Origin of the sequence: uncultured Olsenella sp., assembly GCF_959602185.1 — a bacterium.
Classification (GTDB): domain Bacteria; phylum Actinomycetota; class Coriobacteriia; order Coriobacteriales; family Atopobiaceae; genus Olsenella_I; species Olsenella_I phocaeensis.
In genome coordinates this window covers 238173-264735 of sequence record NZ_CAUGRZ010000001.1, presented here as the reverse complement: position 1 = coordinate 264735, position 26563 = coordinate 238173, and the positions used below count along the sequence as shown (strand labels likewise).

Genomic DNA, 26563 nt, shown 5'->3' with positions numbered 1-26563 from the left:
GCATGCAGGTAAACGACAGCAACAGGAACCGCAGGAGCATCGCCCTGCTCGCGCTGGGGTGCCTCGTCCTCCAGCTCGCGCTGGCACCCAACCTCGCCCTCGGCAACGGGCGCATCAACTTCGCCCTCGTGTTCGCGGCCTACATGGCACTGACGATCGGGGGGCGCACCGGCGTCGCCTGCGGCTTCCTCGCGGGCCTCGCCTTCGACCTCTGCACCACCGGACCCGTGGGGCTCATGTCCCTCCTGCTCACCGTGGCCTCCTTCGCCATGGGCATGGAGGAGCGGAACCGCCTCGCGGAGGACCCCTCGGGTTCGGTCGTCCTCTTCCTGCTCGCCGCCGCGGCCACCACCCTCGCCTACCACCTGGCCATGTTCCTCGTCGGGCAGGCGAGCTCGCTCTTCGACGTGCTGTTCCTGAGGACCCTTCCCACGCTCCTCCTGAGCGCCATCGCCTTCCTGCCCTTCGCCTACGTGGGCTCGCGCTCCGGCGGCTCGCCCCTCTCGCTCGGTGGCGGCTCGCGCGGCCTCCACGGCCGCAAGGGCAAGGGCGGCGGCCGCTTCGACCTCGGAAGCCTGTAGGCGCCACCTTGAGTCCCATCCTCGTCGTCATAGTCATCCTGTCTCTGGTCCTGGTGGCCCTCCTCGTCAGCTTCTTCCTCGTGGGCAGGGGAGAGGCGCGCTTCACCTTCGACATCGGCGGAGCCTCGCCCAAGGCCTCGGGCGGCTCGGACACCTCCTCCGAGACGGGCTTCAAGACCCGCTTCTTCGGGCTCAGCGTCTTCTCGGGGTCCATCATCGCGGTCCTCCTCGCCCGGCTCTGGTCGATGCAGCTCATATCGAGCGACGACTACGCCTCCCAGGCGGAGTCGAACCGCACGCGCACCATCTCGGTCGCCGCCTCGCGCGGGCGCATCCTCGACCGCAACGGCGAGGAGCTCGTCACCAACCGGGCGAGCCTCACCGTGGTCGCGAAGGGCGACGTGGCGGACGACGACATTGAGGTCCGGCTGCTCGCCAACCTCATCGGCATGCCCGCCATGGCGGTGAGGCGCAAGATCCAGAACAGCTCCGCCGGCGCCCAGAACCTCAGGACGGTCGCGGTGGACGTCTCGCGCCGCGTGGTCGCCTACATCGACGAGCATCCCTACCTCTTCGGGGGCGTGAGCGTCGAGCAGCGCACCCAGCGCCTCTATCCCAAGGGGAGCCTCGCCGCCCACGTCCTGGGCTACACGGGCTCCATCACCGCCGAGCAGGCGGAGCAGCTCGACTCCAACGCCACCGAGGGCTCGATAGACTACGAGCTTGGCGACACGGTGGGGCAGGCGGGCGTGGAGTATCAGTATGAGTCGGTGCTCCAGGGCGTCAAGGGCGAGCAGAAGGTCTACGTCGACGCGGACGGCAAAGTCCTCTCGTACTCGAGCGCCGTCGAGGCGCGGAGTGGCTCGGACGTCATCCTCACCCTGGACGCGGGCGTCCAGCAGGTCGCCGAGGAGTCCCTCGCGCGCAACATCAAGGCGCGGCGTGACGCGGGGTGCTCCGAGTGCTACGGCGGCTGCGCCATCGCCATGGACGTCACCAACGGAGAGATCATCGCCCTGGCCAGCGAGCCGACCTTCTCGCCCAACGTCTTCGTGGGCGGCATCTCGACCGACGACTGGGACAAGCTCTCGTCCGAGACCTCCTACAACCCGCTCGTCAACCGCGCCATCGCGGGGCAGTACCCCTCCGCCTCGACCATCAAGCCCCTCTCGACCTTCGCCGCGCTCGACTACGGCATCGCCACCATGGGCTCGCACTTCAACTGCGAGGGCTACTGGACGGGGTTCGGCAAAGACTACGGCCAGTACTGCTGGAACCACGACGGCCACGGCGACATGACGCTCCAGACGGGCATCACCTATTCCTGTGACGTCGTGTTCTACGAGATCGGCAAGGGCTTCTTCTACTCCAACGACAAGAACGGGCTCCAAGACACGTTCAGGAAGTGGGGCCTAGGCTCGAACGAGGGCATAGACCTGCCTGGTGAGACGGCGGGGCGCGTTCCCGACGCCGACTGGAAGTGGGAGTACTATAGCTACGCCGACGACGATGCGCGCTCCTGGCAGGGCGGAGACAACACCAACCTCGTCATCGGCCAGGGCGACCTCCTGGTGACCCCGCTGCAGATGCTCTGCGCCTATGCCGGCGTTTCCACACGCGGCAAGGTCTGGCAGCCGCACGTTCTCAAGGCGGTCAAGTCCTCGGTGGGCACTGGCTCGGTGGTCGACTACAAGCCCAGCGTGCTGCGCGAGGTGCAGGAGGACCCCTCCTACATGGACCTCGTGCATGCCGGCCTCGTGGGGGTCATCTACGAGGAGTCCGAGGCCCAGGCCTCGCACTTCACCAACCTCTCGCACAAGGTGGCCGGCAAGACGGGGACGGCCGAGACCTCGCGCTCCAACCCCACCGGCTGGTTCGTCGCCTACGCGCCGGCCGACGACCCCAAGTACGTCGTCGCCTCGCTCATCGAGTACGGAGGCTACGGCTCGGAGGGCGCCATGTACGTGGTCCGCGACATCCTGGGCCAGATCTACGGGGAGCCCGACTCCTCGACCGCCGTCGACTCGTCCGGCGTGCGCTAGGGAGGAGGAAGGATGCCCCAGCCGCTTTCCGCACAGCAGCCCCAGGGCCTCTTGGCCCAGCTCCAGGCCCTCATACCCCGTGGCATGCGCCAGCCGGTGAGGGGAGGTCGGTTCTACCTGCCGCAGCTCCTCTCGGCCCTCGCCCTGGTGGCCTTCGGTGCGGTGGTGATCTGGTCGGCGTCCCTCACCATCGCCAACGCGTCGTTCGCGCGGCACCTCGTCGGCATCGCCATCGGCCTCTTGGGGGCCTACGGCATGTACCGCTATGACTACCGCGCCCTCGCAAACATGTCGAAGGCCCTGCTCGTCGCCGACGTCATCCTCATGCTCATGCCCAGCGTCCCCGGCCTCGGCGTGTCCGCCCTGGGCATGACGGGATGGGTCAAGGTCCCCCTCATCCCCCTGCGTTTTCAGCCCTCCGAGCCGGCGAAGCTGGTCACCATCTTCCTCATGGCCTCCCTTGGCGCGGAGTACAACGGCAAGATCGAGTCCCTGCGAGACTACCTCAAGCTCTGCGGGATACTGACCATCCCCTTCGTGCTCATCCTCACCCAGCCCGATCTCGGGACGGGCCTCATCATCCTGGTCACGGGCGCGTCGGTGATCATCTGCTCCGGTGCCCGCCGCACTTGGGTCATCGCCACCATCGCGGGCATCGTGGCCATGGCGTCGCTCGTGGTCGCCACCTCGATGACGCCAGGACTCCCGCACGTCCTGAAGGACTACCAGCTCAACAGACTCATAGTGTTCGTGGACTCGTCGGTCGACCCCTCCGGCAACGGCTACAACCTCCAACAGGCGAAGATCGCCGTCGGGTCGGGGGGCCTCCTGGGCAAGGGCGTCGGCAACGCCAGCCAGGCCGCTGGGGGCTTCCTCCCCGAGGCCCACACGGACTTCGTCTTCGCCCTCCTCGCCGAGGAGTTCGGCTTCGTGGGGTCGGTCGCCCTCCTGGCCCTCTTCGGCGTCACGATTCTCTCCACCATCCTCCTCGCCCAGAAGGTCGAGAACCCCTTCGGCAAGCTCATCCTGGCGGGCGTGGCCACCATGTGGTCGTTCCAGCTGCTGCAGAACGTGGGCATGTGCATCGGCATCATGCCCATCACGGGCATCCCCCTGCCCTTCATCAGCTTTGGCTCGTCCTCCATGGTCTCCCAGCTCGTCTCGGTGGGCATGGTGCAGTCCGTGTGGCACCATCGGACCAAGGTGAGCTAGCCTTCCGGAGGGGTCGACTCGTCGGGGCACTTGGCAGTACGTCAAATTCCGAGCACGGGAGCGTGGGCATGGCGGGCAAGAAGCGGGTCAGCGTCGGCGACGTCGCCGACATCCTGGGGGCGGGCAGGCAGAGCGAGCGCAAGCGCTCGGAGGGCGTGCGCGTCGGCGTCGTGGTCGCCCGCGACGCCCCGCCGTCCGTGGTCTCCTGCGTGCGCAGCCGCTTCGTCCCGGAGCTTCCCGGCGGCCACGTGGAGGTCCTTCCCCTGAGGGAGGAGCCTGCCCCCGGGACCGACTGCGCCCTCGTGCTCGCCGGCGCGGACGCCCCTGCGGCGCTCGCCGCCGCCAGGCGCATCGCGGGGCGCGGCGTGCCCGTCGCGATCGCCGTGGAGTCGGTGCTCGACCGGGCCGAGGAGGCCATGGAGCTGACGGACCTCGTGAGCTACGTAGCGGGCGCCAACGACGACGCCCTGGGCGACGCCATCGCCGCGTGGGCCGTCGGGGCCTGCGGGGAGAAGGGCATCGCCCTCGCCGCCAACTTCCCCTTCTGCCGCGCCGCCAAGGTGAGGGAGCTCGTGCGCGCCTGCGCCCTGGGCAACGCCGCCGTCGGGGCGGTGGGGATCCTCCCCGGCGCCGACCTCCCGGTGATGACGGCGAGCCAGGCCAAGCTCGCCCTGGACATCGCCGCCGCCTGCGGCCGTCCCCTGCGCCTCGAGCGTGTGGCCGACCTCGCGGGCGTCCTGGGGGCGGGCTTCCTCTACCGCGCCATCGCGCGAGCCCTCGTGGGGCTCGTCCCCGGCATGGGCTGGGCCCTCAAGGCCGGCGTGGGGTACGCGGGCACCGTCGCCACGGCACGGGCGATGGAGCTTCGCCTGGGCGCCCGGGAGCTCCCTCCCTCCTCCGCCCGCGCTCGCGTCGGCCAGGCGTTGGAGGGGCTCCGCGACATCGCGCGCGAGCGCCTCTCACGTCCCGCGCGGGCCGGCGTCGTCGACGGCGATGCCGAAGACCGTTACCTGACCCTCCGACAGGGGCGCGCATGAGACTTCCCAGACAGGACCTCTACCACCGCATCGAGCCCCTGCTCGCACGCGTGGAGAAGCCGACCCGCTACCTCGATCACGAGTGGGGCGCCTGCGAGGACCAGGAGGGCCCCTTCCACGCCTGTCTGATCTATCCGGACGTGTACGAGGTGGGGCAGCCCAACCTGGGGCTCGCGATCCTCTATCGTCGCCTCAACGCCCAGGAGGGCATGTCGTGCGAGAGGTCCTACCTCCCCTGGGTCGACATGTCCGCCCTCATGCGCGAGTCGGGAGTTCCCCTGCTCTCCCTGGAGTCCTCCGCGCCCGTCGTCTCCTTTGACGTGGTGGGCTTCACGCTCGCCCACGAGATGGCCTGCACCAACATCGTCGAGGCGCTCGACCTCGCGGGCGTGGCGGTCAGGGCAGCGGAGCGGGACGAGGACGACCCCGTCGTCATCGCCGGCGGGCCCTCGGTCTGGAACTGCGAGCCCGTCTCGCCCATGTTCGACGCGATCATCCTGGGCGACGGCGAGGACGCCATCGTCGAGGTCTGCGCCTGCGTGCGAGACTGCCGGGCGCGAGGCCTCGCCAGGAGGGAACTGCTGCTCGAGCTCTCCCGCATCCCCGGCGTGTACGTGCCGTCGCTCTATGACGTCGTCGTGGACGAGCGCTCGACGCGCTGGGGCTACGCCGTCCCCAAGCCCGGGAGCGGTGCGCCCCAGGTGGTCACCAAGCGCTGCGTCGCCGACTTCGCGGCGACCGACCCCCTTCCGCAGACCATCGTCCCCTACATGGGCATCGTCCAGGACCGCCTTGCCGTCGAGGTGCTCAGGGGCTGCGCACGGGGCTGCCGCTTCTGCCAGGCGGGCATGACCTACCGCCCCGTGCGCGAGCGGCCCCGGGCGCAGGTCGTCGAGGCCGCCGAGAGGGGGCTTGCGATCACGGGCTATGACGAGGTCTCCCTGACCTCCCTCTCCACCACCGACCACTCCGGCTGCGCGGCGATCCTTCACCAGCTGAACGCAGACCTCGCCGGCAGCGGCGTGCGCGTCTCGATTCCCTCGCAGCGACTCGACTCCTTCGGCGTCGAGATGGCGGCGGAGGTGGGTGGCGCCCGGAGGGGAGGGCTCACCTTCGCCCCCGAGGCAGGCAGCCAGCACCTGCGCGACGTCATCAACAAGAATGTGAGCGAGGAGGACATCGAGCTCGCCGCCCGCAACGCCTTCGAGGCCGGCTGGAGGCGGATGAAGCTCTACTTCATGATGGGGCTTCCCACCGAGACCGACGAGGACGTCGTGGGCATAGCCTCCGTCGCCCAGCGCGTCCTCGACATCGGTCGCGAGGTGGTGGGCAGGGGCTACAAGAGCGGAGTCTCGGTCTCCATCTCGGTCGCGGTCTTCGTCCCCAAGGCGCACACGCCTTTCCAATGGTCCGCGCAGCTCGGCCGTGACGAGGTGATCCGCCGCCAGCGGCTCCTCCTCGCCTCCACGCACGACAGGGACATCAAGGTCTCGTACCACGACGCCGACGTCTCCCTCGTGGAGGCGGTTCTCTCGAAGATGGGGCGCGCCGGCTTCGACCTGGTCATGGCCGCCTGGAGGCATGGCTGCCGCTTCGACGCGTGGACCGACCAGTTCGACTTCCAGCGCTGGCTCGACGCGGGTCGGGAGGTCGGCGTCTCGCTCGAGGGCGTCGCCTCGGCCCCGATGTCGCTCGACCAGCGCCTGCCATGGGACCACACCTCTCCTGCCGTCTCGAAGGGCTTCCTCAAGAGGGAGTGGAGGCGCGCTGCCGTGGGCGTCACCACGGCCGACTGCACCATGGAGAGCTGCACGGGTTGCGGGGTCTGTCCCACGTTGGCGGTCTCGAACCGCATCGAGGGGGTCCGCGATGGCAAGTAGGGCAGAGCAGCACAGGCTGCGCGTCCGCTACGGCAAGGACGGCCGCCTCGCCTACCTGGGCCACCTGGAGGTCCTGGCGACGATCAACCGCTCCGTCAGGCGCTCCGGCCTGCCCTTTGCCGTGGGCAACGGCTTCGCGCGTCGCATCCGGCTGCAGTTCTCGCAGGCGCTGCCGGTGGGGGCGTCGTCAAGGGGCGAGTACTTCGACCTCTTGCTCACGGATCGCGTGGGGGAGGGGGAGGCGCTCACGGCGCTGCGCGACGCGACCCCCGCCGGCCTCGCCCCGCAGGCGCTCTGCTACGTGCCGCACCGGCTTCCCGCGCTCGAGGCATGGCTGTCCGACTCGCTCTGGAGGGTGGAGCTCCTGGGGGAGGCGGTGCCGGCTCAGCTCGGCGACGCGATTGGCGAGCTGCGGTGCAGGGGGAGCCTCGAGTACCTCAGGGGGGAGAGGCGCAAGGTCGTCGACCTTGGCAGCGCCCTCAGGGACTGGGATGTTGACGCGTGCGGCCGCGAGCTCGCCATCGTCACGCATGCGACCAACGAGGCGTCGCTCAGGCCTGCCGTCCTGCTCGACGCCGCCTTCCGCCTCATGGGGCTCCGCCCTCCCTCGCTCAGGGTCTCCCGGGAGGCCCAGTGGCACGTGGGCGACGACGGCTCGAAGCTGGACGCGCTGGGCCCCTGGGAGTAGGCATTGCAGGCGTGGCCCTCTCGCCCCGCTCCGCCATCCACGCGCCAACGCGTTCTCCGGCGCCCACGCGCCAACGCACGCGCCGCGAGTCCCGCACGCTCTTGCGCACAGGCGGGCCGCTGCCCAACTGGGCAAACGCAAGCACGACCGTGCGTTGGAGCGTGCCTGCCGGAGAAGGCGTGCGAAACGGCGTGCGCGATGGGGTGGCGGCGCCTCGAGGCTGGACGCGCCGGGTCCCGGGGAGTAAGCTTCGCGCAGGCGGGGGCCGCTGTCGTGGTCGGCGTGTGAACCCATACTTTCTGTTGACCGAGCAGGTATTCGCTAGTAAGATGTACGACTGTTGCACTAGGACCAGTATGAAGGGCTAACACATGTACGCAATCGTTACCACTGGTGGCAAGCAGTATAAGGTTGCCAAGGGCGACATCATCGATGTCGAGAAGCTTGACGCGCAGCCTGGCGACAAGGTCGAGCTGGATGTCCTCATGATCAATGACGGCACCAAGACCATCGTTGACGCTGTCACCCTCGAGGGCCAGAAGGTCACCGCCGAGGTCGTCGACCAGTTCAAGGACAAGAAGGTCATCGTCTTCAAGCTCCACAAGCGCAAGCGCTACCACCGCACCAAGGGTCACCGCCAGAACCTCACCAAGCTCCAGGTCGTCGCCATCCCCGGCGAGGCCGGCGAGGCTGCCAAGTCGGCCTCCACTGAGGAGTAGCCACCCCGGCACACAGTTTCTCTCCCTTGACTAGATAGGCAGGTATCACAATGGCTCACAAGAAGGGTCTGGGCTCTTCCAGGAACGGTCGCGACTCCCACGCGCAGCGACTCGGCACCAAGATCTATGGCGGCCAGGCCATCAAGACTGGCCAGATCATCGTTCGCCAGCGCGGCACCCACATCACCCCCGGCGAGAACGTCGGTCGCGGCAAGGACGACACCCTGTTCGCGCTCGCCGACGGCACCGTCGAGTTCACCAAGGGCGCGAAGCACTACGTGCACGTCCGCACCGCCTAGCACCGCATCCCTCGGGACCCTTCGGGGTCCCTTCTTTGTTTCGGCATTGAAACGGCATCGCAGCCGTGTGTCCCCGCGCGCAAGGGCTGCGATAGGGTTGCATCCAGCAGTCCAGACCAAGCGATGGGAGGAAGCCATGTCCAGCAGCAAGCAGAGCGTCGTTCGCAGGAACTGGTGGTGGCAGGCCCTCGTCTCGTCCGGTCGACTCTGAGTCGCGTCACTGCCGCATAGCAACCGAGCAGGGACCCCCGGGTTGACCGGGGGTCCCTTTTTCCGTTCCAGCAAAGAAGCAAAGTCAGAAGGAGAGAACACCATGTCCACTCAGAACCCCGAGGTCAGGACCGTACGCCCCATTGCCAGTGGGACTGGTCTCGACATCTCCTCCCTCATGCTCCTCGCCACGCTCCTCGCCGCCGCGTTCATCCTCAACATGACCCTGGGCAACGCCCTTGCAATCGTCGGCATCAAGCCCCAGTTCATCATCGCCGCCTACTGCCTCGCCATCGTCGCTACCAGGCCCAGCCACCCCCAGGCGGTCGTGCTCGGGCTGCTCTCGGCCGTCGTGTGCCAGGTCACGACCTCCATCTCCGGCCTCAACTTCGTGACGGAGTCGATGGGCGCGCTCGCCATGTCCTTGCTCGCGGGCAGCGCGCTTTCCAAGGGCAGAGCGATGCCCCTCATCGCAGCCTTCGTCGCCACGCTCGTCTCGGGACTGCTGTTTGCTACGCTGGGCAACGTGGTCATGGGGGCGAGCATGGCGACCACCCTCGTCAAGCTCCCCATCGTCGTGGGCACCGCCGCCTTCAACGCCATCGTCGTCCAGCTCCTCGCTCCCGTCGTCACGCGCGCGTCGCACCGCCGGTAGCCGCGCGGAACCAGGCCATCCCAACAAGAGAAAGGCTCACGAGACCATGCCAGAGAACAACAACGCACCCCGCACCTTCGTCAGCAGCGCGCAGGACAAGGCCGGCAAGCTCGACGTGGCGTCCCTCGTCCTCCTCGCCGTCCTCATGGCGGCGGGCTTCGTGCTCAACATCACCGTGGGCAAGGCGCTCGCGATCACGGGCATCCAGCCGGAGTTCGTCATCTCCGCCTACTGCCTCGCCATCCTCATCCTGAGGCCCAGCCTTCCCCAGTCGGTGCTCATCGGCGTCCTGGCGGCCACCGTCATCCAGCTCACGACGTCCGTCCCCGGCCTCGAGTACCTCTGCGACATCCCTGGCGGTGCCATCATGTTCCTGTTCGCGCAGGCCGTGGCGCGACGTGGGTCCGCGGGCGTCCTTCCCCTCGTGGGTGCCTTCGTGACCACCACGGTCTCCGGCCTCATCTTCGCCACGGTCGCAACCGTCGTCGTGCTGGGTGCGGCGCCCTCGTCCGTCGTCGCCATGCTTCCCGTCGTGTTCGGCACCGCGCTTGCGAACTGCGTCATCGTGCAGGTACTGTATCTCCCGCTCAAGAAGGCGGCCAAGCGCTAGTCGCCCGACCGTCACCATCGCCCGAGCGCCCGCCAGCGCCCGGGCGCAGTCATGCAGGCGAAGCCGGCTCTGGAGGTAGCGTGTCTCAGCAAGGTCCCACAAATCCCCTCGTCAGCCTGGACAGGGTCTCGTTCACCTACGAGGGGGGAGGCTCCCCGGCGGTGGACGACCTCTGCCTGGACATCGCCCCGGGCGACTTCCTGGGCGTCATCGGGCCCTCCGGCGCGGGCAAGACCACCCTCTGCTCGGTCCTCTCCGGTGCCGTTCCGCATCACTTCGCCGGCGAGTTCAGGGGGGTGGCGACGGTCTGCGGGATGGACAGCTGCGAAGTGGGGCTCACCGACGTCTCGCGCAAGGTGGGCTCCGTCCTGCAGGACATCGACGCCCAGATGGTCGCCTCGAGCGTCGAGGACGAGATGCTCTATGGCCTCGAGAACTTCGGCGTGCCCCACGATCAGATTCCCGGCCGCATAGGCGAAGCGCTCGCCACCTGCGGCATCTCCGGGCTCCTCCACCGAGAGGTCGCCACGCTCTCGGGCGGCCAGAAGCAGAAGCTCGCCATCGCAGCCATCCTGGCCATACGTCCCTCGGTGATGGTGCTCGACGAGCCCACCGCGGCCCTTGACCCCGCCTCCTCCCTCATGGTGTTCCAGACTCTGCGCGAGCTCAACCGGCGCGAGGGCATCACCGTCGTGGTCGTCGAGCAGAAGGTGGCCCTGCTCTGCGAGTTCTGTCGTCACGTCGCCGTCCTCAGGGAGGGGAGGCTCGCCCTCCTCGGCACGCCGCGCGAGGTCTTCTCCCACTCCGAGGAGCTCAGGAGCATGGGGGTCGACAGCCCGCGCGTCACGCGCGTGTCCAACCTCCTGAGGAGCCGCGGACTCGCCCGCGAGGGGGACGTGAGCCTCACGGTGGGCGAGGCGGCGGCGCTCGTCTCGCGCGTGGTGGGGGAGAGGGGCTCCCTGGCGTGGGCGGCCACTCGGCCTCCCCTGCGCCTTGAGGGGGGTCGCAGGCACGGCGAGCCCACGGCCCTCGAGCTCGCGAGCGACCCCATGCTCACGTTCGACCACGTCGGCTTCAGCTACCCGGGTGGGACGGCGTCCGTCGAGGACGTCTCGCTCGAGCTGCGCCCGGGGGAGCTCGTGGCCGTGGTGGGGCAGAACGGCGCCGGCAAGACGACCGTGACCAAGCTCATGAACGGCCTCCTCAAGCCCTCCTCCGGACGCGTCACCATCGCCGGGCTCGACACCTCCCGTGCCCGCACCAGCCAGATCGCGCAGCACGTCTCGACCCTCTTCCAGGACCCCGACCGCCAGATCTGCAAGGAGACGGTGGTCGAGGAGGTCGCCTTCAGCCTCCAGCTCCTCGGGACGTCCGACGCCGAGGCGCTCTCCCGCGCGCGCGACTGCGTCGTGCACTTCGGGCTTCCCGCCGAGGCCGCCCCGTTCTCGCTGGGACGTGGGCAGAGGCAGATCGTCGCCCTGGCCTCCGTCGTGGTCACCAACCCCGAGGTGCTCATCCTGGACGAACCCACGAGCGGGCTCGACTACCGCGAGTGCATGACCGTCATGGAGGCGGTCGAGGTGGCCCGCTCGAGGGGCTGCGCGGTGGCCATGGTCTGCCATGACATGGAGGTCGTCTCCGACTTCGCGACCCGGGTCGTGGTCATGGCGGACGGGCGGGTGCTCGCCGACGGCCTCCCGGGCGAGGTCTTCGCCGACGAGGGCCTGCTCGCGCGCGCGTGCGTCGCGGCCCCGCAGGTGACCCAGCTCGCCCGCAGGCTCTCGGCCGACGTCTCTCGCGGGTACGAGGGCGTCACCGAGGTCCATGACATCGTCGCCGTGACGGAAGGGCTGGTGGGCTAGATGGCGTCCGTGCTGGACTACTCCGAGGGCACGACCCTGCTGCATCGCGCGAACCCCGTGACCAAGGTTGTCCTCGCCGTCTGCGTCTGCGTGGCGACCTTCCTGGCGCAAGGCTACGGCATGCTCCTCGGGGTGCTGCTCTTCCTGGTCGCCCTGGGGGCCTACGCGGGCATCCTGAGGCGCACCCTCGCGCTCCTCGCCGGCTTCCTCTCGCTCGGCGCGCTCATGCTCCTCGTGCAGACCGTGGTGGTGCGCTCCGGCACCCCGCTCTTCCTCTGGGTCACCGACCAGGGCCTCGACCGCGGTGCGCGCGTGGCCCTGCGCCTGGTCGCCTTCGCCCTCCCGCTGGTCATGATGCTCTCGCTCACGAGGCTTACCGACCTCGCCAATGCCACCGTCGAGGTTCTGCACGTGCCCTACCGCTATGCCTTCACCATCACCACGGCCCTGCGCTTCGTGCCGATCTTCTCCCAGCAGATGGCCAAGATCGTGGAGGTCCAGACCGCGCGCGGCGTGGACTTCGACACGCCCAACCCCCTCCGCAGGCTCCGCCTCATGCTCCCGCTCGCGGCCCCCCTGCTCATCTCCTCGGTCGCCCGCGCGGACGACACGGCGCTCGCCGCGGAGGAGAGGGGCTTCTACCTCAGGGGCAGGGAGTCCTCCTACAAGCGCTATCCCTTCTCGGCCGTGGACCTCGCCTGCCTGCTTCCCGGCGTGGCGCTCGTGGCGTTGGGTGCGCTCTTCTAGCGTCCCCACGTCCCGATGCTCTACCATGGCATGACCTTACGAAAGAGAGAACCATGCCCACCAACACCTTCACGGACCTCTGCCGCATCAACGTCAAGGGCGGCGACGGCGGTGCCGGCTGCATGTCGTTCCGCCGCGAGGCCTTCGTCCCCAAGGGAGGGCCCGACGGCGGCGACGGCGGCGACGGCGGGAGCGTCGTCCTCGTCACCGACCCGCAGCTCTCCTCGCTCATCGACTATCGCTACAAGCACCACTTCAAGGCCGAGAGGGGCACGCACGGCCAGGGCGCCCGGCGCCACGGCCGCGCGGGCGAGGACCTCGTCCTGCGCGTCCCCCTGGGCACCGTCGTGCGCGAGCTCGACCCCCAGACCATGGAGCCCGCCTACGAGATCGCCGACCTCACCCAGCCCAGCCAGCGCGTGGTCGTCGCTCCCGGCGGCGCGGGCGGCAGGGGCAACATACACTTCGTGACCTCGGTGCGCAGGGCGCCCGCCTTCGCCGAGAAGGGCGAGCCCGCGCTCGACCACTGGATCGAGCTCGAGATGAAGCTCATGGCGGACGCCGCCCTCGTGGGCATGCCGTCGGTGGGCAAGAGCTCCCTCATAGCCCGCCTCTCCGCCGCCCGCCCCAAGATCGCCGACTACCCCTTCACCACGCTGGTTCCCAACCTGGGGGTCGTGAGGGCGAAGACCGGTGCCTCCTTCGTCGTCGCCGACGTGCCGGGGCTCATCGAGGGGGCCTCCGAGGGCCGTGGCCTCGGCCACGAGTTCCTGCGCCACATCGAGCGCACAGCGCTCATCCTGCACGTCGTGGACCTCACGGGCGGCTACGAGGGACGCGACCCCCTCGAGGACTACCGCACCATCAACTCCGAGCTCGCCGCCTATGCGCAGGAGCTCGCCTCCAGGCCCCAGATCGTTCTCGCCAACAAGTGCGACATGCCGGGCACGGAGGACGCGCTCGGGCGCCTGAGGGAGGCGGCCCAGGCCGACGGCCATCCCTTCTTCGCCGTCTCCGCCGTGACGGGCGAGGGGCTCGAGGACTTCGTCGTCGCCTGCGCCGCGCAGGTCGCGGAGCTCAGGAGCAGGATCGAGCCCACGGCCATCCTCCCCGACTTCAACGAGGCCGTGGAACGCGAGCGCCAGCGCCGCGACCGGGCGGTCCAGATTCGCATGGAGTCCCGCGGCATCTGGCGCGTCTCGGGCGGGCTGGTCGAGCGCATGGTGGTCCAAACCGACTGGGACAACGACGAGGCCATCGCATACCTCCAGCACCGCTTCGACCGCATGGGCCTCGACGCCAAGCTCGCGGCGGCGGGCTGCCAGGCCGGGGACGAGGTGCGCATACTGGGCTTCGCCTTCGACTACGAGGGAGAGGGCGCGCAGGACGCGTACGACGAGCTCGAAGAGGAGCTCGCGGCCTCGGACGAGGAGGGCGAGTAGGGGTGGCGGACCTTCCCACGCGCGTCGTCTTCAAGCTGGGCTCGTCTACCCTGGTCGCCGGTGACGGCAGCCCCGACCTGGGGCTCATCGCCTCCGTCTGCGACCAGGTGGCCGAACTCGTCGCGCGCGGCGTAGGGGTGGTCATCGTGTCATCCGGCGCCGTCGCCGCGGGCATGGGGCGACTCGCCGTCAAGGAGCGGCCCCGTGACATCCCCGGGCTCCAGGCCTGCGCCTCGGCCGGCCAGGCGGCACTCACGGAGGCCTACGCCGTCGAGCTCGCGCGCCATGGGGTCGCCTGTGGCCAGGTCCTCCTGACCCGCCGCGACGTGACCGACCGCGACGGCTACCTCAACGCGCGCAACACCCTCCAGCGCCTGCTCGAGCTGGGGGCGGTGCCCGTGGTGAACGAGAACGACACAGTGTCCGTGGCCGAGTTCGCCTTCGGGGACAACGACACCCTTGGCGCCATCGTGGCCACGCTCGTCTCGGCGGACCTCTACGTGATCCTCTCTGACGTGGACGGGCTCTACACCGCGAATCCCCAGGAGGACCCCGACGCGCGGCTGGTCCCCCTGGTGCGCGAGCTCACGCCGGAGATAGCCGCCATGGCGGGCGGCTCCACGAGCTCCGTGGGCACGGGCGGGATGGCCGCCAAGCTCCGGGCCGCGCGCGCCTCCGTGGCGGCCGGCATCCCCCTCGTGATCTGCCGGGGCCGCGAGGAGGGGGTGCTCCTGCGCGCCGCCTGCGAGGAGGGGGTGGGCACGCGCTTCGAGCCCGGCGAGGGAAGCCACGAGGGGGCGCGCAAGCTCTGGATTGGACTTGCGGAGGTCGTGCGCGGGACCCTGGTCCTCGACGACGGCGCACGCAGGGCGGTCGTCGAGTCGGGGGCGTCCGTGCTCCCGGTCGGCGTGCTGAGGGCCGAGGGCGAGTTCGAGGCGGGCGACGTGGTCAACGTCGTCGGCGCGGACGGGGCGCTCGTCGGAAGGGGAGTGACCCGCTACTCGTCGGACGAGATGGCACGCGTGCACGGCCTGCGCCTCGACGTGATCGCCCGCTTCATGCCCGAGAAGGACGGCCAGCCCGCCATCCACCGCGACGAGCTCCTCGTGCTCTAGGAGGGAAGCATGACGAAGCCACCCGTTCCCCGCAGCTCCGAGCCCCTCTCCTTCGACTACCTGCAGCCTGGGGAGGTGGAGCACATCGCCGAGGACGTCATCCGCAAGGGGGACCTGCCCATCCTGGGGCAGGACCCGGCGCGGACCTACCGCATCGGCATCATGGGAGGCACCTTCGACCCCATCCACAACGGCCACCTCGTGGCAGCCGAGCAGGCCTTCGACGACCTGGGTCTGGACGTGGTCGTCTTCATGCCCGCCGGTCGCCCCGCCTTCAAGCAGGACCGCGCCGTGACCTCGGGCGAGGACCGCTACGCCATGACCCTCCTCGCCACCTCCGACAACCCCCACTTCGTCGCGAGCCGCTTCGAGGTCGACCGAGAGGGCGTCACCTACACGGCCGACACACTCGAGCGCATGCGTGCCATCTACCCGGACAACGTGGAGCTCCACTTCATCACCGGTGCGGACGCCATCGCAGAGATCGTGACCTGGCGCGACGCGGGGAGGATCGCTCATCTCGCCAAGCTCGTGGGCGCCACCCGCCCCGGCTACGACCTCAGCCGCGCCCAGCGGGCGATCGCCGAGTCCGACTTCGACTTCGACGTGACCTACCTGGAGGTGCCCGCACTCGCCATCTCGTCCAGCTACCTGCGCGAGCGGGTGCGCGGCGGGCAGAGCCTGCGCTACCTCACCCCCGACCCGGTGACGGGCTACATCCACAAGCACAAGCTCTATGGGGTCAGGCCCACGCGCTACGGCTCCGTGGCGGGAGGGGACGACCTTGGCTACTGAGCCCTCCGGGACCGGCGTGGACTACGACGAGGGACAGGCGTCCTGCCTCGAGCGCCTCGAGGGCGACCTCCGCGCCCGCATGGCCGTGGCAAGGCCCCGCCGCCTGGAGCACTCGCTCTCGGTGGCTCGCTGCGCCGAGTCGCTGGCGCTCTCCTACGGGGTGGACCCCTTCCTGGCGCGCGCCGCGGGGACCCTGCACGACTGGGACAAGGTCCTCACCGACGAGGAGCTCCTTTCCGCGGCGAGGGACCTGGGCATCGACCTTGGGGTCGACCTGCACCTCGTCCTCCCGCTCCTGCACGGGCTCACGGCGGCCCGCGAGCTGCCCGGGCTCTATCCCGAGCTCCCGCCCGAGGTGTTCCGGGCAATCGGCCTGCACACCCTGGGCTCGGCGGACATGACGGCCCTCGACATGATCGTCTTCGTCGCGGACGGGATCGAGCCGCTGCGACCCGCCACCCCCGGCATCCAGGCCACGCGTGACATGGTCGCCGCCCGCGCCCCGCTCGACGAGGTCTACTGGAACGCCTTCGCCGGCGGGGTGGAGTACGTCGTCAGGACCCGGAGGTACCTGTATCCGGGTACCATCGAGGTATACAACGCGCTTGCCCTCGCGCACGCTCGCAAGGGCCGATAAACAAAGAAGGGAAGGCTGCACATGCCCGCAACCCCGCTCGAGCTCGCCCGCATCGCCGCCACCGCCGCGGACGAGAGGAAGGCCAGCGACATCGTCCTCTTGGACCTCTCGTCCGTGTCCGACGTCTGCGACTACTTCCTCGTCTGCAGCGCCTCGAGCAAGCCCCAGGTGGATGCCGTGGTCGACCACATCGAGGAGAAGCTCCAGGCGAACTGCCACGCAAAGCCGCTCTCGGTCGAGGGAAAGGCGGCGGGGAGCTGGGTGCTCCTCGACTTCGGTCCCCTCGTGGTGCACGTCTTCAAGCCCGAGACCCGCGACTTCTACCGCCTGGAGCGCCTCTGGGGAGACGCCCCCCGCCTCACGCTGGGGCTCGAGGGCGAGGCGGCCGGAGGGGATTCGGCCGGCCTCGGGGCGACGGGCGAGTAGGGGAGCCGCTACCGGCCCCCGCCGTTCATGGGAAGCGTGTCCGAGCCTCCGTCCCGGAGCCTGAGGTCCCTGCCGTAGGAGATGGCGTCCCTGCCGAAGCGCCTCCGCACCTCGTCGGTGGCAAGCGAGAGGCCCCTCAGGTCGCGCTCGTCGCCCTTCTCGTCCGTGAAGAGCGAGAGCTGCTCCGCGGCCCCCTCGCCGAAGTCGCTCGCGCCGACGCCGACGAGCCTTATCCCGAGTCCCGGGGACCAGAGCCCGGAGAGGAGCCCGCGCGCGCAGGCGGCAAGCCTCCTCTCGTCGTCCGTGGGCCTTGGCAGCGCCCTCTGCGCCGTTCGTGCGTGGAGGTAGTCGAACTTCAGCTTGAGGGTGACCGTCGAGGCGCGGAGCCCCCGCTTGCGCAGCCGCTCTCCCACGAGGGCAGAGACCTGGCCTATGGCGGCATCCACCTCCTCCCTCGTGAGAAGGTCGTGCGAGAAGGTCCGCTCGTTCGAGACGGACTTGGCCTCCTCGGGCCGCGCCGTCTCTCTGACGGGGCTTCCCTCCATCCCCCTCGCCCTTCTCACGAGCTGGGGGCCTACGCTTCCCAGGGCGCGCCGCATCTCTGCCTCGTCGCGCAGGGCGAGGTCGCCGAGCGTCCTCACGTCGAGCTCCTGGAGCCTGCGCTCGGTCGCGGGGCCTATCCCGCTCATGGCCCTCACGGGAAGCGGTGCGAGGAAGGCGGCCTCCGCGCCGGGCGGCACGACGGTGAGCCCGCGCGGCTTCTGGCGCTCGGAGGCGATCTTCGCCACGGTCTTGCTCGTTCCCAGGCCGATCGAACAGGTGATGCCCAGCTTTCGCACGCGCAGCTGGATGCGGCGGCAGATGTCGAGGGGGCTCTCGCGCGACCATCGCCCTGGGGTCACGTCGAAGAACGCCTCGTCGATCGACACCTGCTCCACGAGGGGGGTCTCGTCCTGGACGATTCCCATGACCGCCCGCGAGAGCTCGCGATAGCGGTCGAAGCGGCCCGGGGTCCAGATCGCGCCGGGGCAGAGCCGGCGCGCCTGCCAGGACGGCATGGCCGAGTGGACGCCGAAGCGACGGGCCTCGTAGGATGCCGTCGAGACGACGCCCCTGCGCTCGGGGGAGCCCCCGACGATGACGGGGAGCCCCCTCCAGTCGGGATGGTCGAGCTGCTCCACGGAGGCGAAGAACGCGTCGAGGTCCAGCAGCCCCACGGCAGGCCCCTGCCAGGGGAGGCCCAAGGATCGGTCCTGCTCCCTCCCGCTTCCCTCCGCCATGCGCCGGCCTCCCCTAGAAGGTGACCGTGAAGGTGGTTCCGGACGCCTCGTCGCTCTCGGCGGCTATGCCGCCGCCGCATGCCTCGGCGACCCCCTTCGCGATGGCGAGGCCCAGCCCGAAGCCGCCCTCGTCCCCGTTGGTCCTGCTCCGCGCCCGCTCGCTGCGGTAGAAGCGGTCGAAGATGTGGGGGAGGTCCTCCCTGGCTATGGGGGCTCCCTGGTTGTTCACGCTGAGCTGCACATGCCTTGAGCTGCGTCGCAGTCGCACGCGCACGACGCTCTGGGTACGGGCGTACTTGCAGGCGTTGTCTATCAGGATCTTGGCCAGGCGCTCGAGCCACTCGGGGTCGCCCTTGACCTTGAGGCCCGGCTCTATCGAGGTCTCGATGGAGCAGCCGCGCTCGAAGGCGACGGGGTCGAACTCGAGCGCCGCGGACTCCACGAGGTTCGAGAAGTCCACCTCCTCCGAGGAGAGCGCCGAGCCCAGCCCGTCCGTGCCCTCCTCCGCCTTGGCGAGCTCGAGCAGGTCGTTCACGAGGTTCTTCATGTGCTGCGCCTCGTCGACGGTGCTCTCGACCCACCGCGCGTCGTCCTCGGGGATGCGGTCGTCCCGGGCAAGGATCTGCGAGTTGGCCAGAATGACGGAGAGCGGCGTCTTGAGCTCGTGCGACGCGTCGGCCACGAAGCGCCTCTGTTGCTCCCATGCCCTCGCTATGGGCGAAATGGCCCAGTTCGAGAGGAAGGACGCCACGGCGAAGAGGATAGAGAGGCTTGCCGCCATGACCACGATGGCGTTGAGCAGGAGGCTCGTGAGGGCGCGGTCGGCGATGGTGGTGTCCACGATGGCGATGCGGATGTTCCCCTGGTCGGTGACGGCGCTCTTCCACACGACGTGGAGGTCCCCGATGCGCTCGCTCGTCACACCCTGGGTCAGGGCGTCGTCGATGACGCGGGCGAGGACGGGGCCGCTGATGTATGCCGGCGACTCGCTCGTCTGGAGGACGACGCCCTTCTCGGAGACTTCCACCACCACGGTGAGCATGCCGCCCACGCGCGCACCCTCCGAGCCTATGACGGGCAGGGGGCTGAGGCTCCCCTCGAGCCCACGGTTGAGGGACTCCTTCACGAGGTTGGCCTGGGTCGTGAAGGAGGAGTAGTACATGAGACCAAGGACGCTCGCGAGGACGGTCCCCACGAGCGTCATCACGATCACCATGAACTTGCGCTTGAGCCTCTCGAGCACGGCTGCCACCTACTCCCTGGGCAGGTCAAACTCCTCGAGTCGATATCCCAGCATGCGCAGGGTGGTGATCTGGACCTTCGAGTGGATGTGGCCCAGCTTCTTGCGCAGGAACGAGATGTAGGCCTCGACGGAGTTCTCCGACGCCTCTCCGTCGGTGCCCCAGACGCGCACCAGCAGGTCCTGCTTCGAGACGACGCGGGCGGTGGAGCCCATCAGCATCTTCAGGACCTCGAACTCCTTGCCCGAGAGGTGGACGGAGCTGTCGTTGCAGCTGAGGTCATGGGTCGCGAGGTCCAGCGTGAGGTCCGCGAAGCTGACCTCGTCGATCACGACGTCGCCCTGGCGACGGGTGAGCGCGCGCAGGCGGGCGAGGAGCTCGGCGTCCTCGAAGGGCTTGGTCATGTAGTCGTCCGCACCGGCGTCCAGGGCCTCGACCTTGTCGGAGGTCGAGGCGCGGGCGGTGAGCATGAGGACGGGCACGGAGTTCCCCTCGTGGCGCAGCTCGTGGACGACCTGGACCCCATCCTTGCCGGGGAGCATGACGTCCATGACGACCGCGTCGTACATGCCGCTGAGCGCGGACGAGAGGCCGACGTTCCCGTCGTACGCGGCCTCGGCGTTGAAGCCGCCGCCCTTCAGGATCTGGACGATGGCGTCGGCTAGGTTGCGCTCGTCTTCCACAACCAGAATGTTCATGGGATTCTCCATCTTTCGGGCACAGAGGCTATTGTTCGTTTTGGGGGACAAATACCATCCGATGGTACGTTAAGGACCTTAAGGGCCACTTAACGCAGGCCCAGAACGAAACACAATCGCCTGGGAGCGGGGTGCAGTTCACAAAAACTGCACCTTGCGCCCCTTGGGCGCTGTCGTATCATATTGCCTGCTTTTGTGTGGCTATGCGGTGCATTCATTCAACTACCACGGCGCCGCTCGTCTGAAGGAGTTCTACTTTGGCAGTCAAGATTCGTCTCGCTCGTCACGGTGCCAAGAAGCACCCGTTCTATCGCGTCGTCGTCGCCGACGGCCGCATGCCCCGCGACGGCCGTTACATCGAGCTCGTTGGTCGCTACAACCCTCTGACCTCCCCCAAGACCATCGACCTCGACCTCGAGAAGATCGACGAGTGGGTTGCCAAGGGTGCCCAGCCCACCAACGCCGTCTCCCACCTCATCGACGTCGCCCGCTCCGGCGAGCCTGCGCCCGAGAAGAAGCAGAAGCTCTCCAAGAAGGCCGCCGCCAAGGCTGCCGCCGCAGCCACCGAGGCCGAGTAGGCATCGTGTCCGAGGAAGTCAGCGAAGTCGTCGAGTCCGAGGACGTCCCGGGGCAGGTCGCTTCCGACAGGGTCGCCGACCTCGTCGAGTACATCGTCTGCGGGCTCGTGACCAACGAGGACGCGGTGTCCCTCGACGTGACCGACAGCGAGGGCTCGGCCCTCATCGAGGTCAGCTGTGCCGAGGAGGACGCCGGCCGCATCATAGGCAGGAGGGGCCGCACCATCAAGGCCATCCGCACGCTTGCGCGCGCGCTGGGTTCCAGGGTGGGCACCTCCGTCGAGGTAGAGGTCCTGGGATAGGCCTTGCACCCACGCTACAGGTCCATAGCCCGTGTGGAGAAGACGCACGGCAAGAGGGGGGAGGTCGTGACGGTTTCCGTTCACGGCCTTCCTCCTCTGCTGCGCGAGGGGCTCGAGACCTTCGTCGTGCCTCCGGCGCTCAAGGGCCCGCGCATGCGGCGCGTCCTCTCTGCGGACGAGGGCCGAAGCGGCCAGCTCGTCTCCCTCGAGGGGGTGGGGGACATCGACTCCGCCTCCAGGCTCGTGGGCAAGCTCCTCCTCGCCCGCGTGGGGGACCTCCCCGAGGGCTATGCCCTCCACGACGCGGACGTGCTCGTCGGGCGGCCCGTCCGCGACGTCAGATGGGGTCGCCTGGGCTTTGTCGTCGAGCTCATGAGGGGGCCGGCCAACGACGTGTGGGTCATCGACGGCGGGCCGCATGGGGAGGTCCTGCTCCCGGTGGTGGATTCCGTCGTCAGCGAGCTCCCGCCCGAGGGGGAGATATTGGTCGACGCGCCCGAAGGCCTGCTGGGGGAGGTGGGGAATTGAGGTTCGAGACGCTCTCGGTCTTCCCGGACCTGTTCGCCCCCTACCTCGAGACCTCCATCATGGGGCGCGCCCAGGCGAGGGGCATCTTCGAGTTCGAGTCGTATGACCTGCGCGATTGGACGCACGACCGCCATCGCACGGTAGACGACGCGCCGTTCGGTGGCGGCCAGGGCATGCTCATGAAGCCTGCCCCGATCTTCGAGGCGGTCCGCGACATCAGCAAGAGGCACCCGGCCCGCCCTCACGTGGTCTTCTTCACCCCCTGCGGCAGGCGCTACGACGAGTCGGTCGCCGAGCGCCTCTCGCACGAGGAGAGGGTGCTTCTGGTCTGCGGGCGCTACGAGGGGATGGACGAGCGGGCCTACGAGCTCGCGGACGAGCGCATCTCTCTGGGCGACTACGTCCTCACCGGCGGCGAGCTCGCGGCGCTCGTCGTGATCGACTCGGTCGTGAGGCTCCTTCCCGGTGCACTGGGCGACGAGATGAGCGCCCGGGACGAGTCCTTCTCTGACGGACTGCTCGAGTACGCCCAGTACACCCGCCCGTCGGAGTATGAGGGCAGGGGGGTGCCCGAGGTCCTCCTCTCGGGAGACCACGCTGCCGTCGCTGCATGGAGGCGCAGGAACGCGGTCGAGCGCACGGCCCTCTGGAGGCCCGACCTGCTTGACGGGGCCGAGCTCACCGAAGAGGAGCGCGCCCTCGCCCGCGCCGTCATCGAGTCCTCTGGGGAAGGAGGAGCCAAATGAGCGACGACACGCCGCATCGCATGCCCTTCGCCCTCGAGCTAGTGCTCTGCGTCGTCGTGGGCCTGGGCATCGCGTTCCTCGTCCGCAGCTACGTGGCGGAGTTCTACCTGGTGCCCTCGGGCTCCATGCTCGAGACCATCCACGAGGGGGACCGCCTCCTGGGAGAGAAGCTGAGCCTGCGCGCGAGCGCGCCCAAGGCGGGCGACGTCGTCACCTTCGACGACCCCGACGATGCGGGCACGACCCTCATCAAGCGCGTGGTGGCCGTGGGAGGGCAGACGGTCGAGCTTCGCGACGGGGTCGTCTACGTGGACGGCCGCGCCCTCGACGAGCCCTACGTGATGGGCAAGCCGAGCTATCCCCTCCAGCAGCACTCGCGGCTGCTTGACGCGGACGTCAGCTACCCCTACGTCGTCCCCGAGGGCAGCATATGGGTCATGGGGGACAACCGCACCAACTCGCTCGACTCGCGCTACTTCGGCGCGGTGAGCGTGGAAAGCGTCACCTCGAGGGGCCTCTTCATCTACTGGCCCCTCACGGACGCGCGCTGGCTCTAGGGTCGGCAGCGCACGACATCGATGGGAGAGGCAAAAGGCATGAGCGAGAAGGCGTTGACCTTCCAGGACATGATCCTGGCTCTTGAGCACTACTGGGCGGAGAAGGGCTGCACGGTCATGCAGCCGTACGACAGCGAGGTTGGCGCGGGCACCTTCCACACCGCGACCACGCTGCGCTCGCTGGGCCCCGGCTCCTGGAGGACCTGCTACCCCCAGCCCTGCCGCCGTCCCGCCGACGGGCGCTACGGTGAGAACCCCAACCGCCTGCAGCACTACTACCAGTTCCAGGTGCTCATGAAGCCCTCTCCCGCAGATTCCCAGGAGCTCTACCTGGGATCGCTGAGTGCGATTGGCCTCGACCCCAGCAGGCATGACGTCCGCTTCGTCGAGGACGACTGGGAGAGCCCGACCCTAGGTGCCTGGGGCTTGGGATGGGAGGTCTGGCTCAATGGCATGGAGGTGACCCAGTTCACCTACTTCCAGCAGGTTGGAGGCATCGAGGTTGATCCCGTCCCGGTCGAGATAACCTATGGCCTCGAGCGCATCGCCATGTACGCCCAGGGCGTCAACTCGGTGTACGACCTGGTGTGGAGCTACCTCCCCGACGGAACCCCCATGACCTACGGCGACGTCTTCCTTGAGAACGAGCGCGAGTTCAGCGCGTACAACTTCGAGGTCGCCAACGTCGAGATGATGCGCCAGAAGTTCGACGACTACGAGGCCGAGTGCCACTCCTGCCTCGAGGCGAGGCTCCCGCTTCCCGCATACGACTGCGTGATGAAGTGCAGCCATGCCTTCAACCTCCTCGACAGCCGCGGAGCCCTCTCGGCCGTCGAGCGCGCAAACTACATCCTGCGCGTCCGCACCGTCGCCAAGGCCTGCTGCGAGGCCTACCTCGAAGAGGTCGCCGGAAAGGACGCAAACGCACAGAAGGGGGAGGTGGCCTAGATGGCACAGACGCGTGACTTCCTGCTCGAGATCGGCTGCGAGGAGATGCCCTCCGCGCCCCTCATCAACGCGACCCGCCAGCTCGGGGCGCTCGTGAGCAAGGGGCTCGACGAGGCGGGGCTCGCCCATGGCGAGGTCCGTCCCTGCTCCACCCCGCGCAGGCTCAGTGTGATCGTCCGCGACGTCGTCGCCCAGACCGAGGAGGTCCACGAGGTCAAGCGCGGTCCGGCGGTCAACATCGCCTTCGACTCCGACGGCGCTCCCACGAAGGCGGCGCAGGGCTTCGCGCGCAAGCTGGGGCTTGCCGCCGAGCAGCTCGCGCGGCGCGTGGACGCGGACGGCCGCGAGTACGTCTTTGCCGAGAAGAGCATCCCCTCCCGCCCCGCGTCGCCCATCCTCTCGGAGCTCTCCGAGCGCGTCATCGGCTCCCTCGAGTGGCCCAACTACCGTAGCCAGCGCTGGGGCAGCGAGCACGCGAGCTTCGTAAGGCCCATCCGTTGGATCTGCTGCCTCTTTGGAGAGGACGTCGTCCCCGTGAGCTACGCCGACGTGACGAGCTCGAACACCACGCGCGGGCACAGGGTCCTGGGTCCCGGCGAGCACGTCGTGCCAAACCCCGCCCAGTACGAGTCCGTCCTCGAGTCCGCCGGCGTCCTCCTCGAGGAGCGCAGGCGCGCGGTCATCATGGAGGGCGTGCGCCGGGTCGAGGAGGAGCGCGACGGGGCCCACGTCGACACGCCCAGGAAGGTCCTCGACGAGGTCGTCAACCTCTGCGAGTGGCCCACCGTGCTCGTGGGCACCTTCGACGAGGAGTTCCTCCGCGTCCCCCACGAGATCATCTGCGAGTCCATGCTCACGAACCAGCGCTACTTCCCGATCTACGACGTCGCGGGCGAGCTCACCCGCGAGTTCGTCGTCGTCTCCAACACGGCGCCCGAGAACTCCGGGCGCGTCGTGGACGGCAACGAGCGCGTGGTCCGCGCCAGGCTGGACGACGCGAAGTTCTTCTACGAGGAGGACCTGAAGCGCCCGCTCGAGGACTACGTGGAACGACTCTCCAGCGTCGTCTTCCAGGAGAGGCTGGGAACCGTGCTCCAGAAGGCCGGCCGCATGGAGGCGCTGGCCCCCGAGGTCGCCCGCGAGGCCGGTCTGGACGACAGGCGCGCCGCGCTCGCCGGGCGCGCGGCGCGCCTGGCCAAGGCCGACCTCGTCACGCAGGCAGTGGTCGAGTTCACGAGCCAGCAGGGTGTCATGGGCGGCTACTACGCCCAGGCGGCGGGGGAGGACGCTGAGGTGGCGGACGCCGTCCGCGAGCACTACCGTCCACGCTTCGCCGGGGACGAGCTCCCCTCGGGCGAGGTCGGCAAGGCCGTCGCCGTGGCGGACAAGCTCGACACCATCTGCGGCATCTTCGCCATAGACGAGCCACCCACCGGCTCCTCCGACCCCTTCGCGGTGCGGCGCGCCGCCATCGGCGTCATCGCGCTCCTCCGCACGCTCCCCGAGGTGTCGCTGCGCCGCCTCATCGGTCTCTCCCTTGACGCATACCTGGCGCAGGGGCTCGACTTCGACGCCTCGTCGGTCGCCGGCAAGGTGGCGGACTTCTTCGCAGGTCGCCTTGCCACCATCGCCCGCGACGACGGCGTCTCGGTCGACGTCATCGAGGCCATCTCGTCCGTGGGCGTCATCGACCCCGCCGAGTTCCTCGCCCGCGCGCATGCCCTCGAGGACGCCCGCGCCAAGCAGCCCGAGCTCTTCGACGACCTCGCCACCGCCTACGCCCGCGCCGCCCACCTCGGCGACGCCAGCCTCGGGAGCGAGGTGGACCGCTCCCTCCTCGGGGAGGCGGAGCTGCGCCTCCTCTCTGCCTGCGAGGATGGTGGGCGAAATGTGGAGGAGTGCCTCTCGCGGAAGGACTTCGAGGGCGCCTGCAAGGCTCTCGCCGAGCTAAGGGAGCCAATCGACCGATTCTTTGATGACGTGCTCGTCATGGACGAGGACACTCTGGTAAGAGAGAATAGGCTGCGCCTTCTCAACCGCTTCGCCGGCGTCTTCTCCGACGTGGCCAACGTCGGCGCACTCTCTCGCAGGAAGTAGGCAAGGCCCCGCCCCGGCGGAGGTCGAGACGGGGTGCTAGAGGGCCCCATAGACAGGGAGGCAGGCCCATGGCCGAAGACAGATTCGACGACCCGCTGGTGTTCGAGGACGTCACGCCCATCGTGTTCGTCATATCGGACGCGCGTGGCAAGACCGCCGCGGGCGTGGTCGAGGCGGCGGCAGACCAGTTTGGTGACGACGCCGTCATCATCAAGACGCTCGGCAACGTGAACTCCGCAGAGATGGTGAGCGACTACCTCAACAGGAACCTCGACGAGGACGTGCCCATCGCAGTGTTCCACACGATCGTGGACCGCAACCTCCGCCGCGACATCCGTCGCGAGCTCGACAAGAGGGGCATCCCCTCCATCGACCTCCTGGGTCCCGCGATCACCGTCATCTCCACCCTGACGGGGGAGGAGCCGCACTATCAGGCGGGCCGTCGTTCCAGGACCGAGGTTCACGAGGCGTAGCAAAAACTGGTCCCTAGTATAGGGCAAAGCATGCTCGTCTAATTGTCCAATCTACGGAAGGCTGATTTGCCCCGATGATTGGACGAGGTGTACCTTGCCTGTTTTGGTCGATAAAATAAGTCAGAGTTAGTGAGGGCACCTGCCGTTTGCACGCGCAG

General features: G+C 68.8%; 28 protein-coding genes. 25 read left to right on the top strand and 3 right to left on the bottom strand.

The genetic code is table 11. The features are described 5' to 3' along the window. The first annotated feature begins 2 nt into the window (after positions 1-2). The 17 genes from mreD to rsfS all read left to right on the top strand — a co-directional run bounded on the left by mreD (position 3) and on the right by rsfS (position 16957). The gene (gene mreD, locus Q5923_RS01260; RefSeq protein WP_303131594.1) at positions 3-581 is read left to right on the top strand and encodes a rod shape-determining protein MreD; all 579 of its coding nucleotides are present in this window, start codon (positions 3-5) and stop codon (positions 579-581) included. Between the two features lie 8 nt (positions 582-589). Then, on the top strand, positions 590-2623 hold the full coding sequence (mrdA, locus tag Q5923_RS01255) for a penicillin-binding protein 2 (RefSeq protein ID WP_303131592.1): 2034 nt from the start codon (positions 590-592) through the stop codon (positions 2621-2623). Positions 2624-2635: 12 nt separating this feature from the next. Continuing rightward, positions 2636-3835, top strand: a complete 1200-nt coding sequence (locus Q5923_RS01250) for an FtsW/RodA/SpoVE family cell cycle protein (RefSeq protein ID WP_009279156.1) — start codon at positions 2636-2638, stop codon at positions 3833-3835. Between the two features lie 68 nt (positions 3836-3903). Then, a complete protein-coding gene (locus Q5923_RS01245) occupies positions 3904-4872 on the top strand; it encodes a hypothetical protein (RefSeq protein WP_303131590.1) in 969 nt (322 codons plus the stop codon). Next, positions 4869-6752 (top strand): TIGR03960 family B12-binding radical SAM protein, encoded by a 1884-nt coding sequence (locus Q5923_RS01240; RefSeq protein WP_303131588.1) that lies wholly within the window; start codon positions 4869-4871, stop codon positions 6750-6752. Before Q5923_RS01245 ends, Q5923_RS01240 begins: the two co-directional genes overlap by 4 nt. Beyond that, entirely contained in the window at positions 6742-7440 is a 699-nt protein-coding gene (locus Q5923_RS01235; RefSeq protein ID WP_303131586.1) for a TIGR03936 family radical SAM-associated protein, read from the top strand. Before Q5923_RS01240 ends, Q5923_RS01235 begins: the two co-directional genes overlap by 11 nt. 371 nt (positions 7441-7811) lie before the next feature. After that, complete coding sequence (gene rplU, locus Q5923_RS01230) at positions 7812-8159, top strand: 50S ribosomal protein L21 (RefSeq protein ID WP_072499561.1); 348 nt, start codon at positions 7812-7814, stop codon at positions 8157-8159. Between the two features lie 50 nt (positions 8160-8209). Continuing rightward, positions 8210-8458 (top strand): 50S ribosomal protein L27, encoded by a 249-nt coding sequence (gene rpmA / locus Q5923_RS01225; protein ID WP_009279161.1) that lies wholly within the window; start codon positions 8210-8212, stop codon positions 8456-8458. A gap of 313 nt (positions 8459-8771) precedes the next feature. Beyond that, positions 8772-9323 (top strand): hypothetical protein, encoded by a 552-nt coding sequence (locus Q5923_RS01220; RefSeq protein WP_303131584.1) that lies wholly within the window; start codon positions 8772-8774, stop codon positions 9321-9323. Between the two features lie 46 nt (positions 9324-9369). Then, a complete protein-coding gene (locus Q5923_RS01215) occupies positions 9370-9933 on the top strand; it encodes a hypothetical protein (RefSeq protein WP_062531213.1) in 564 nt (187 codons plus the stop codon). An 80-nt stretch (positions 9934-10013) separates the two neighbouring features. Beyond that, complete coding sequence (locus Q5923_RS01210) at positions 10014-11795, top strand: ABC transporter ATP-binding protein (RefSeq protein ID WP_303131583.1); 1782 nt, start codon at positions 10014-10016, stop codon at positions 11793-11795. After that, positions 11796-12542, top strand: coding sequence for an energy-coupling factor transporter transmembrane protein EcfT (locus tag Q5923_RS01205; RefSeq protein WP_303131582.1), 747 nt, complete (start codon positions 11796-11798; stop codon positions 12540-12542). 53 nt (positions 12543-12595) lie between these two features. Then, positions 12596-13984, top strand: coding sequence for a GTPase ObgE (gene obgE, locus Q5923_RS01200; RefSeq protein ID WP_303131580.1), 1389 nt, complete (start codon positions 12596-12598; stop codon positions 13982-13984). 2 nt (positions 13985-13986) lie between these two features. Then, entirely contained in the window at positions 13987-15099 is a 1113-nt protein-coding gene (proB, locus tag Q5923_RS01195; RefSeq protein ID WP_303131578.1) for a glutamate 5-kinase, read from the top strand. Between the two features lie 9 nt (positions 15100-15108). Then, positions 15109-15894 carry a nicotinate-nucleotide adenylyltransferase gene (nadD, locus tag Q5923_RS01190; RefSeq protein WP_009279168.1) on the top strand — a complete coding sequence of 262 codons (786 nt, stop codon included), beginning with the start codon at positions 15109-15111 and terminating at the stop codon, positions 15892-15894. Continuing rightward, positions 15884-16531, top strand: a complete 648-nt coding sequence (gene yqeK / locus Q5923_RS01185; protein WP_009279169.1) for a bis(5'-nucleosyl)-tetraphosphatase (symmetrical) YqeK — start codon at positions 15884-15886, stop codon at positions 16529-16531. Before nadD ends, yqeK begins: the two co-directional genes overlap by 11 nt. A gap of 21 nt (positions 16532-16552) precedes the next feature. Continuing rightward, entirely contained in the window at positions 16553-16957 is a 405-nt protein-coding gene (gene rsfS, locus Q5923_RS01180) for a ribosome silencing factor (protein WP_009279170.1), read from the top strand. An 8-nt stretch (positions 16958-16965) separates the two neighbouring features. On the opposite strand, the gene dinB is transcribed toward rsfS, so the two are convergent. From dinB to Q5923_RS01165, 3 genes are read right to left on the bottom strand one after another with little or no spacing between them, the layout of a single operon-like run. Then, a complete protein-coding gene (gene dinB / locus Q5923_RS01175) occupies positions 16966-18237 on the bottom strand; it encodes a DNA polymerase IV (protein ID WP_009279171.1) in 1272 nt (423 codons plus the stop codon). A gap of 13 nt (positions 18238-18250) precedes the next feature. After that, entirely contained in the window at positions 18251-19480 is a 1230-nt protein-coding gene (locus Q5923_RS01170) for a cell wall metabolism sensor histidine kinase WalK (protein ID WP_009279172.1), read from the bottom strand. 9 nt (positions 19481-19489) lie between these two features. Continuing rightward, positions 19490-20176, bottom strand: coding sequence for a response regulator transcription factor (locus Q5923_RS01165; protein ID WP_009279173.1), 687 nt, complete (start codon positions 20174-20176; stop codon positions 19490-19492). Positions 20177-20433: 257 nt separating this feature from the next. Between Q5923_RS01165 and rpsP the strand changes: the two genes are divergently transcribed. From rpsP to Q5923_RS01125, 8 genes are all read left to right on the top strand, one after another. Beyond that, positions 20434-20754 (top strand): 30S ribosomal protein S16, encoded by a 321-nt coding sequence (gene rpsP / locus Q5923_RS01160; protein WP_009279174.1) that lies wholly within the window; start codon positions 20434-20436, stop codon positions 20752-20754. A gap of 5 nt (positions 20755-20759) precedes the next feature. Then, positions 20760-21056 carry a KH domain-containing protein gene (locus Q5923_RS01155; protein ID WP_009279175.1) on the top strand — a complete coding sequence of 99 codons (297 nt, stop codon included), beginning with the start codon at positions 20760-20762 and terminating at the stop codon, positions 21054-21056. A 33-nt stretch (positions 21057-21089) separates the two neighbouring features. Beyond that, positions 21090-21584, top strand: a complete 495-nt coding sequence (locus tag Q5923_RS01150; protein ID WP_303131758.1) for a ribosome maturation factor RimM — start codon at positions 21090-21092, stop codon at positions 21582-21584. Then, complete coding sequence (gene trmD / locus Q5923_RS01145) at positions 21581-22330, top strand: tRNA (guanosine(37)-N1)-methyltransferase TrmD (RefSeq protein WP_009279177.1); 750 nt, start codon at positions 21581-21583, stop codon at positions 22328-22330. The genes Q5923_RS01150 and trmD overlap by 4 nt, the downstream gene beginning before the upstream one ends. After that, entirely contained in the window at positions 22327-22887 is a 561-nt protein-coding gene (gene lepB / locus Q5923_RS01140) for a signal peptidase I (protein ID WP_009279178.1), read from the top strand. The genes trmD and lepB overlap by 4 nt, the downstream gene beginning before the upstream one ends. A gap of 39 nt (positions 22888-22926) precedes the next feature. Then, a complete protein-coding gene (locus tag Q5923_RS01135; RefSeq protein ID WP_009279179.1) occupies positions 22927-23835 on the top strand; it encodes a glycine--tRNA ligase subunit alpha in 909 nt (302 codons plus the stop codon). Continuing rightward, positions 23836-25932 carry a glycine--tRNA ligase subunit beta gene (gene glyS, locus Q5923_RS01130; protein WP_303131570.1) on the top strand — a complete coding sequence of 699 codons (2097 nt, stop codon included), beginning with the start codon at positions 23836-23838 and terminating at the stop codon, positions 25930-25932. 68 nt (positions 25933-26000) lie between these two features. Beyond that, positions 26001-26405 carry a kinase/pyrophosphorylase gene (locus Q5923_RS01125; RefSeq protein WP_009279181.1) on the top strand — a complete coding sequence of 135 codons (405 nt, stop codon included), beginning with the start codon at positions 26001-26003 and terminating at the stop codon, positions 26403-26405. The last annotated feature ends 158 nt before the right edge of the window (positions 26406-26563 follow it).

Coding starts and splice junctions, on each gene's coding strand:
- Q5923_RS01165 (WP_009279173.1), bottom strand. CDS start 20,176: ATGAACATTCTGGTTGTGGAAGACGAGCGCAACCTAGCCGACGCCATC.
- Q5923_RS01235 (WP_303131586.1), top strand. CDS start 6,742: ATGGCAAGTAGGGCAGAGCAGCACAGGCTGCGCGTCCGCTACGGCAAG.
- Q5923_RS01135 (WP_009279179.1), top strand. CDS start 22,927: ATGAGCGAGAAGGCGTTGACCTTCCAGGACATGATCCTGGCTCTTGAG.
- Q5923_RS01220 (WP_303131584.1), top strand. CDS start 8,772: ATGTCCACTCAGAACCCCGAGGTCAGGACCGTACGCCCCATTGCCAGT.
- glyS (WP_303131570.1), top strand. CDS start 23,836: ATGGCACAGACGCGTGACTTCCTGCTCGAGATCGGCTGCGAGGAGATG.
- dinB (WP_009279171.1), bottom strand. CDS start 18,237: ATGGCGGAGGGAAGCGGGAGGGAGCAGGACCGATCCTTGGGCCTCCCC.
- Q5923_RS01125 (WP_009279181.1), top strand. CDS start 26,001: ATGGCCGAAGACAGATTCGACGACCCGCTGGTGTTCGAGGACGTCACG.
- rplU (WP_072499561.1), top strand. CDS start 7,812: ATGTACGCAATCGTTACCACTGGTGGCAAGCAGTATAAGGTTGCCAAG.
- mreD (WP_303131594.1), top strand. CDS start 3: ATGCAGGTAAACGACAGCAACAGGAACCGCAGGAGCATCGCCCTGCTC.
- rsfS (WP_009279170.1), top strand. CDS start 16,553: ATGCCCGCAACCCCGCTCGAGCTCGCCCGCATCGCCGCCACCGCCGCG.
- Q5923_RS01205 (WP_303131582.1), top strand. CDS start 11,796: ATGGCGTCCGTGCTGGACTACTCCGAGGGCACGACCCTGCTGCATCGC.
- lepB (WP_009279178.1), top strand. CDS start 22,327: ATGAGCGACGACACGCCGCATCGCATGCCCTTCGCCCTCGAGCTAGTG.
- Q5923_RS01215 (WP_062531213.1), top strand. CDS start 9,370: ATGCCAGAGAACAACAACGCACCCCGCACCTTCGTCAGCAGCGCGCAG.
- rpmA (WP_009279161.1), top strand. CDS start 8,210: ATGGCTCACAAGAAGGGTCTGGGCTCTTCCAGGAACGGTCGCGACTCC.
- Q5923_RS01240 (WP_303131588.1), top strand. CDS start 4,869: ATGAGACTTCCCAGACAGGACCTCTACCACCGCATCGAGCCCCTGCTC.
- Q5923_RS01250 (WP_009279156.1), top strand. CDS start 2,636: ATGCCCCAGCCGCTTTCCGCACAGCAGCCCCAGGGCCTCTTGGCCCAG.
- nadD (WP_009279168.1), top strand. CDS start 15,109: ATGACGAAGCCACCCGTTCCCCGCAGCTCCGAGCCCCTCTCCTTCGAC.
- obgE (WP_303131580.1), top strand. CDS start 12,596: ATGCCCACCAACACCTTCACGGACCTCTGCCGCATCAACGTCAAGGGC.
- Q5923_RS01245 (WP_303131590.1), top strand. CDS start 3,904: ATGGCGGGCAAGAAGCGGGTCAGCGTCGGCGACGTCGCCGACATCCTG.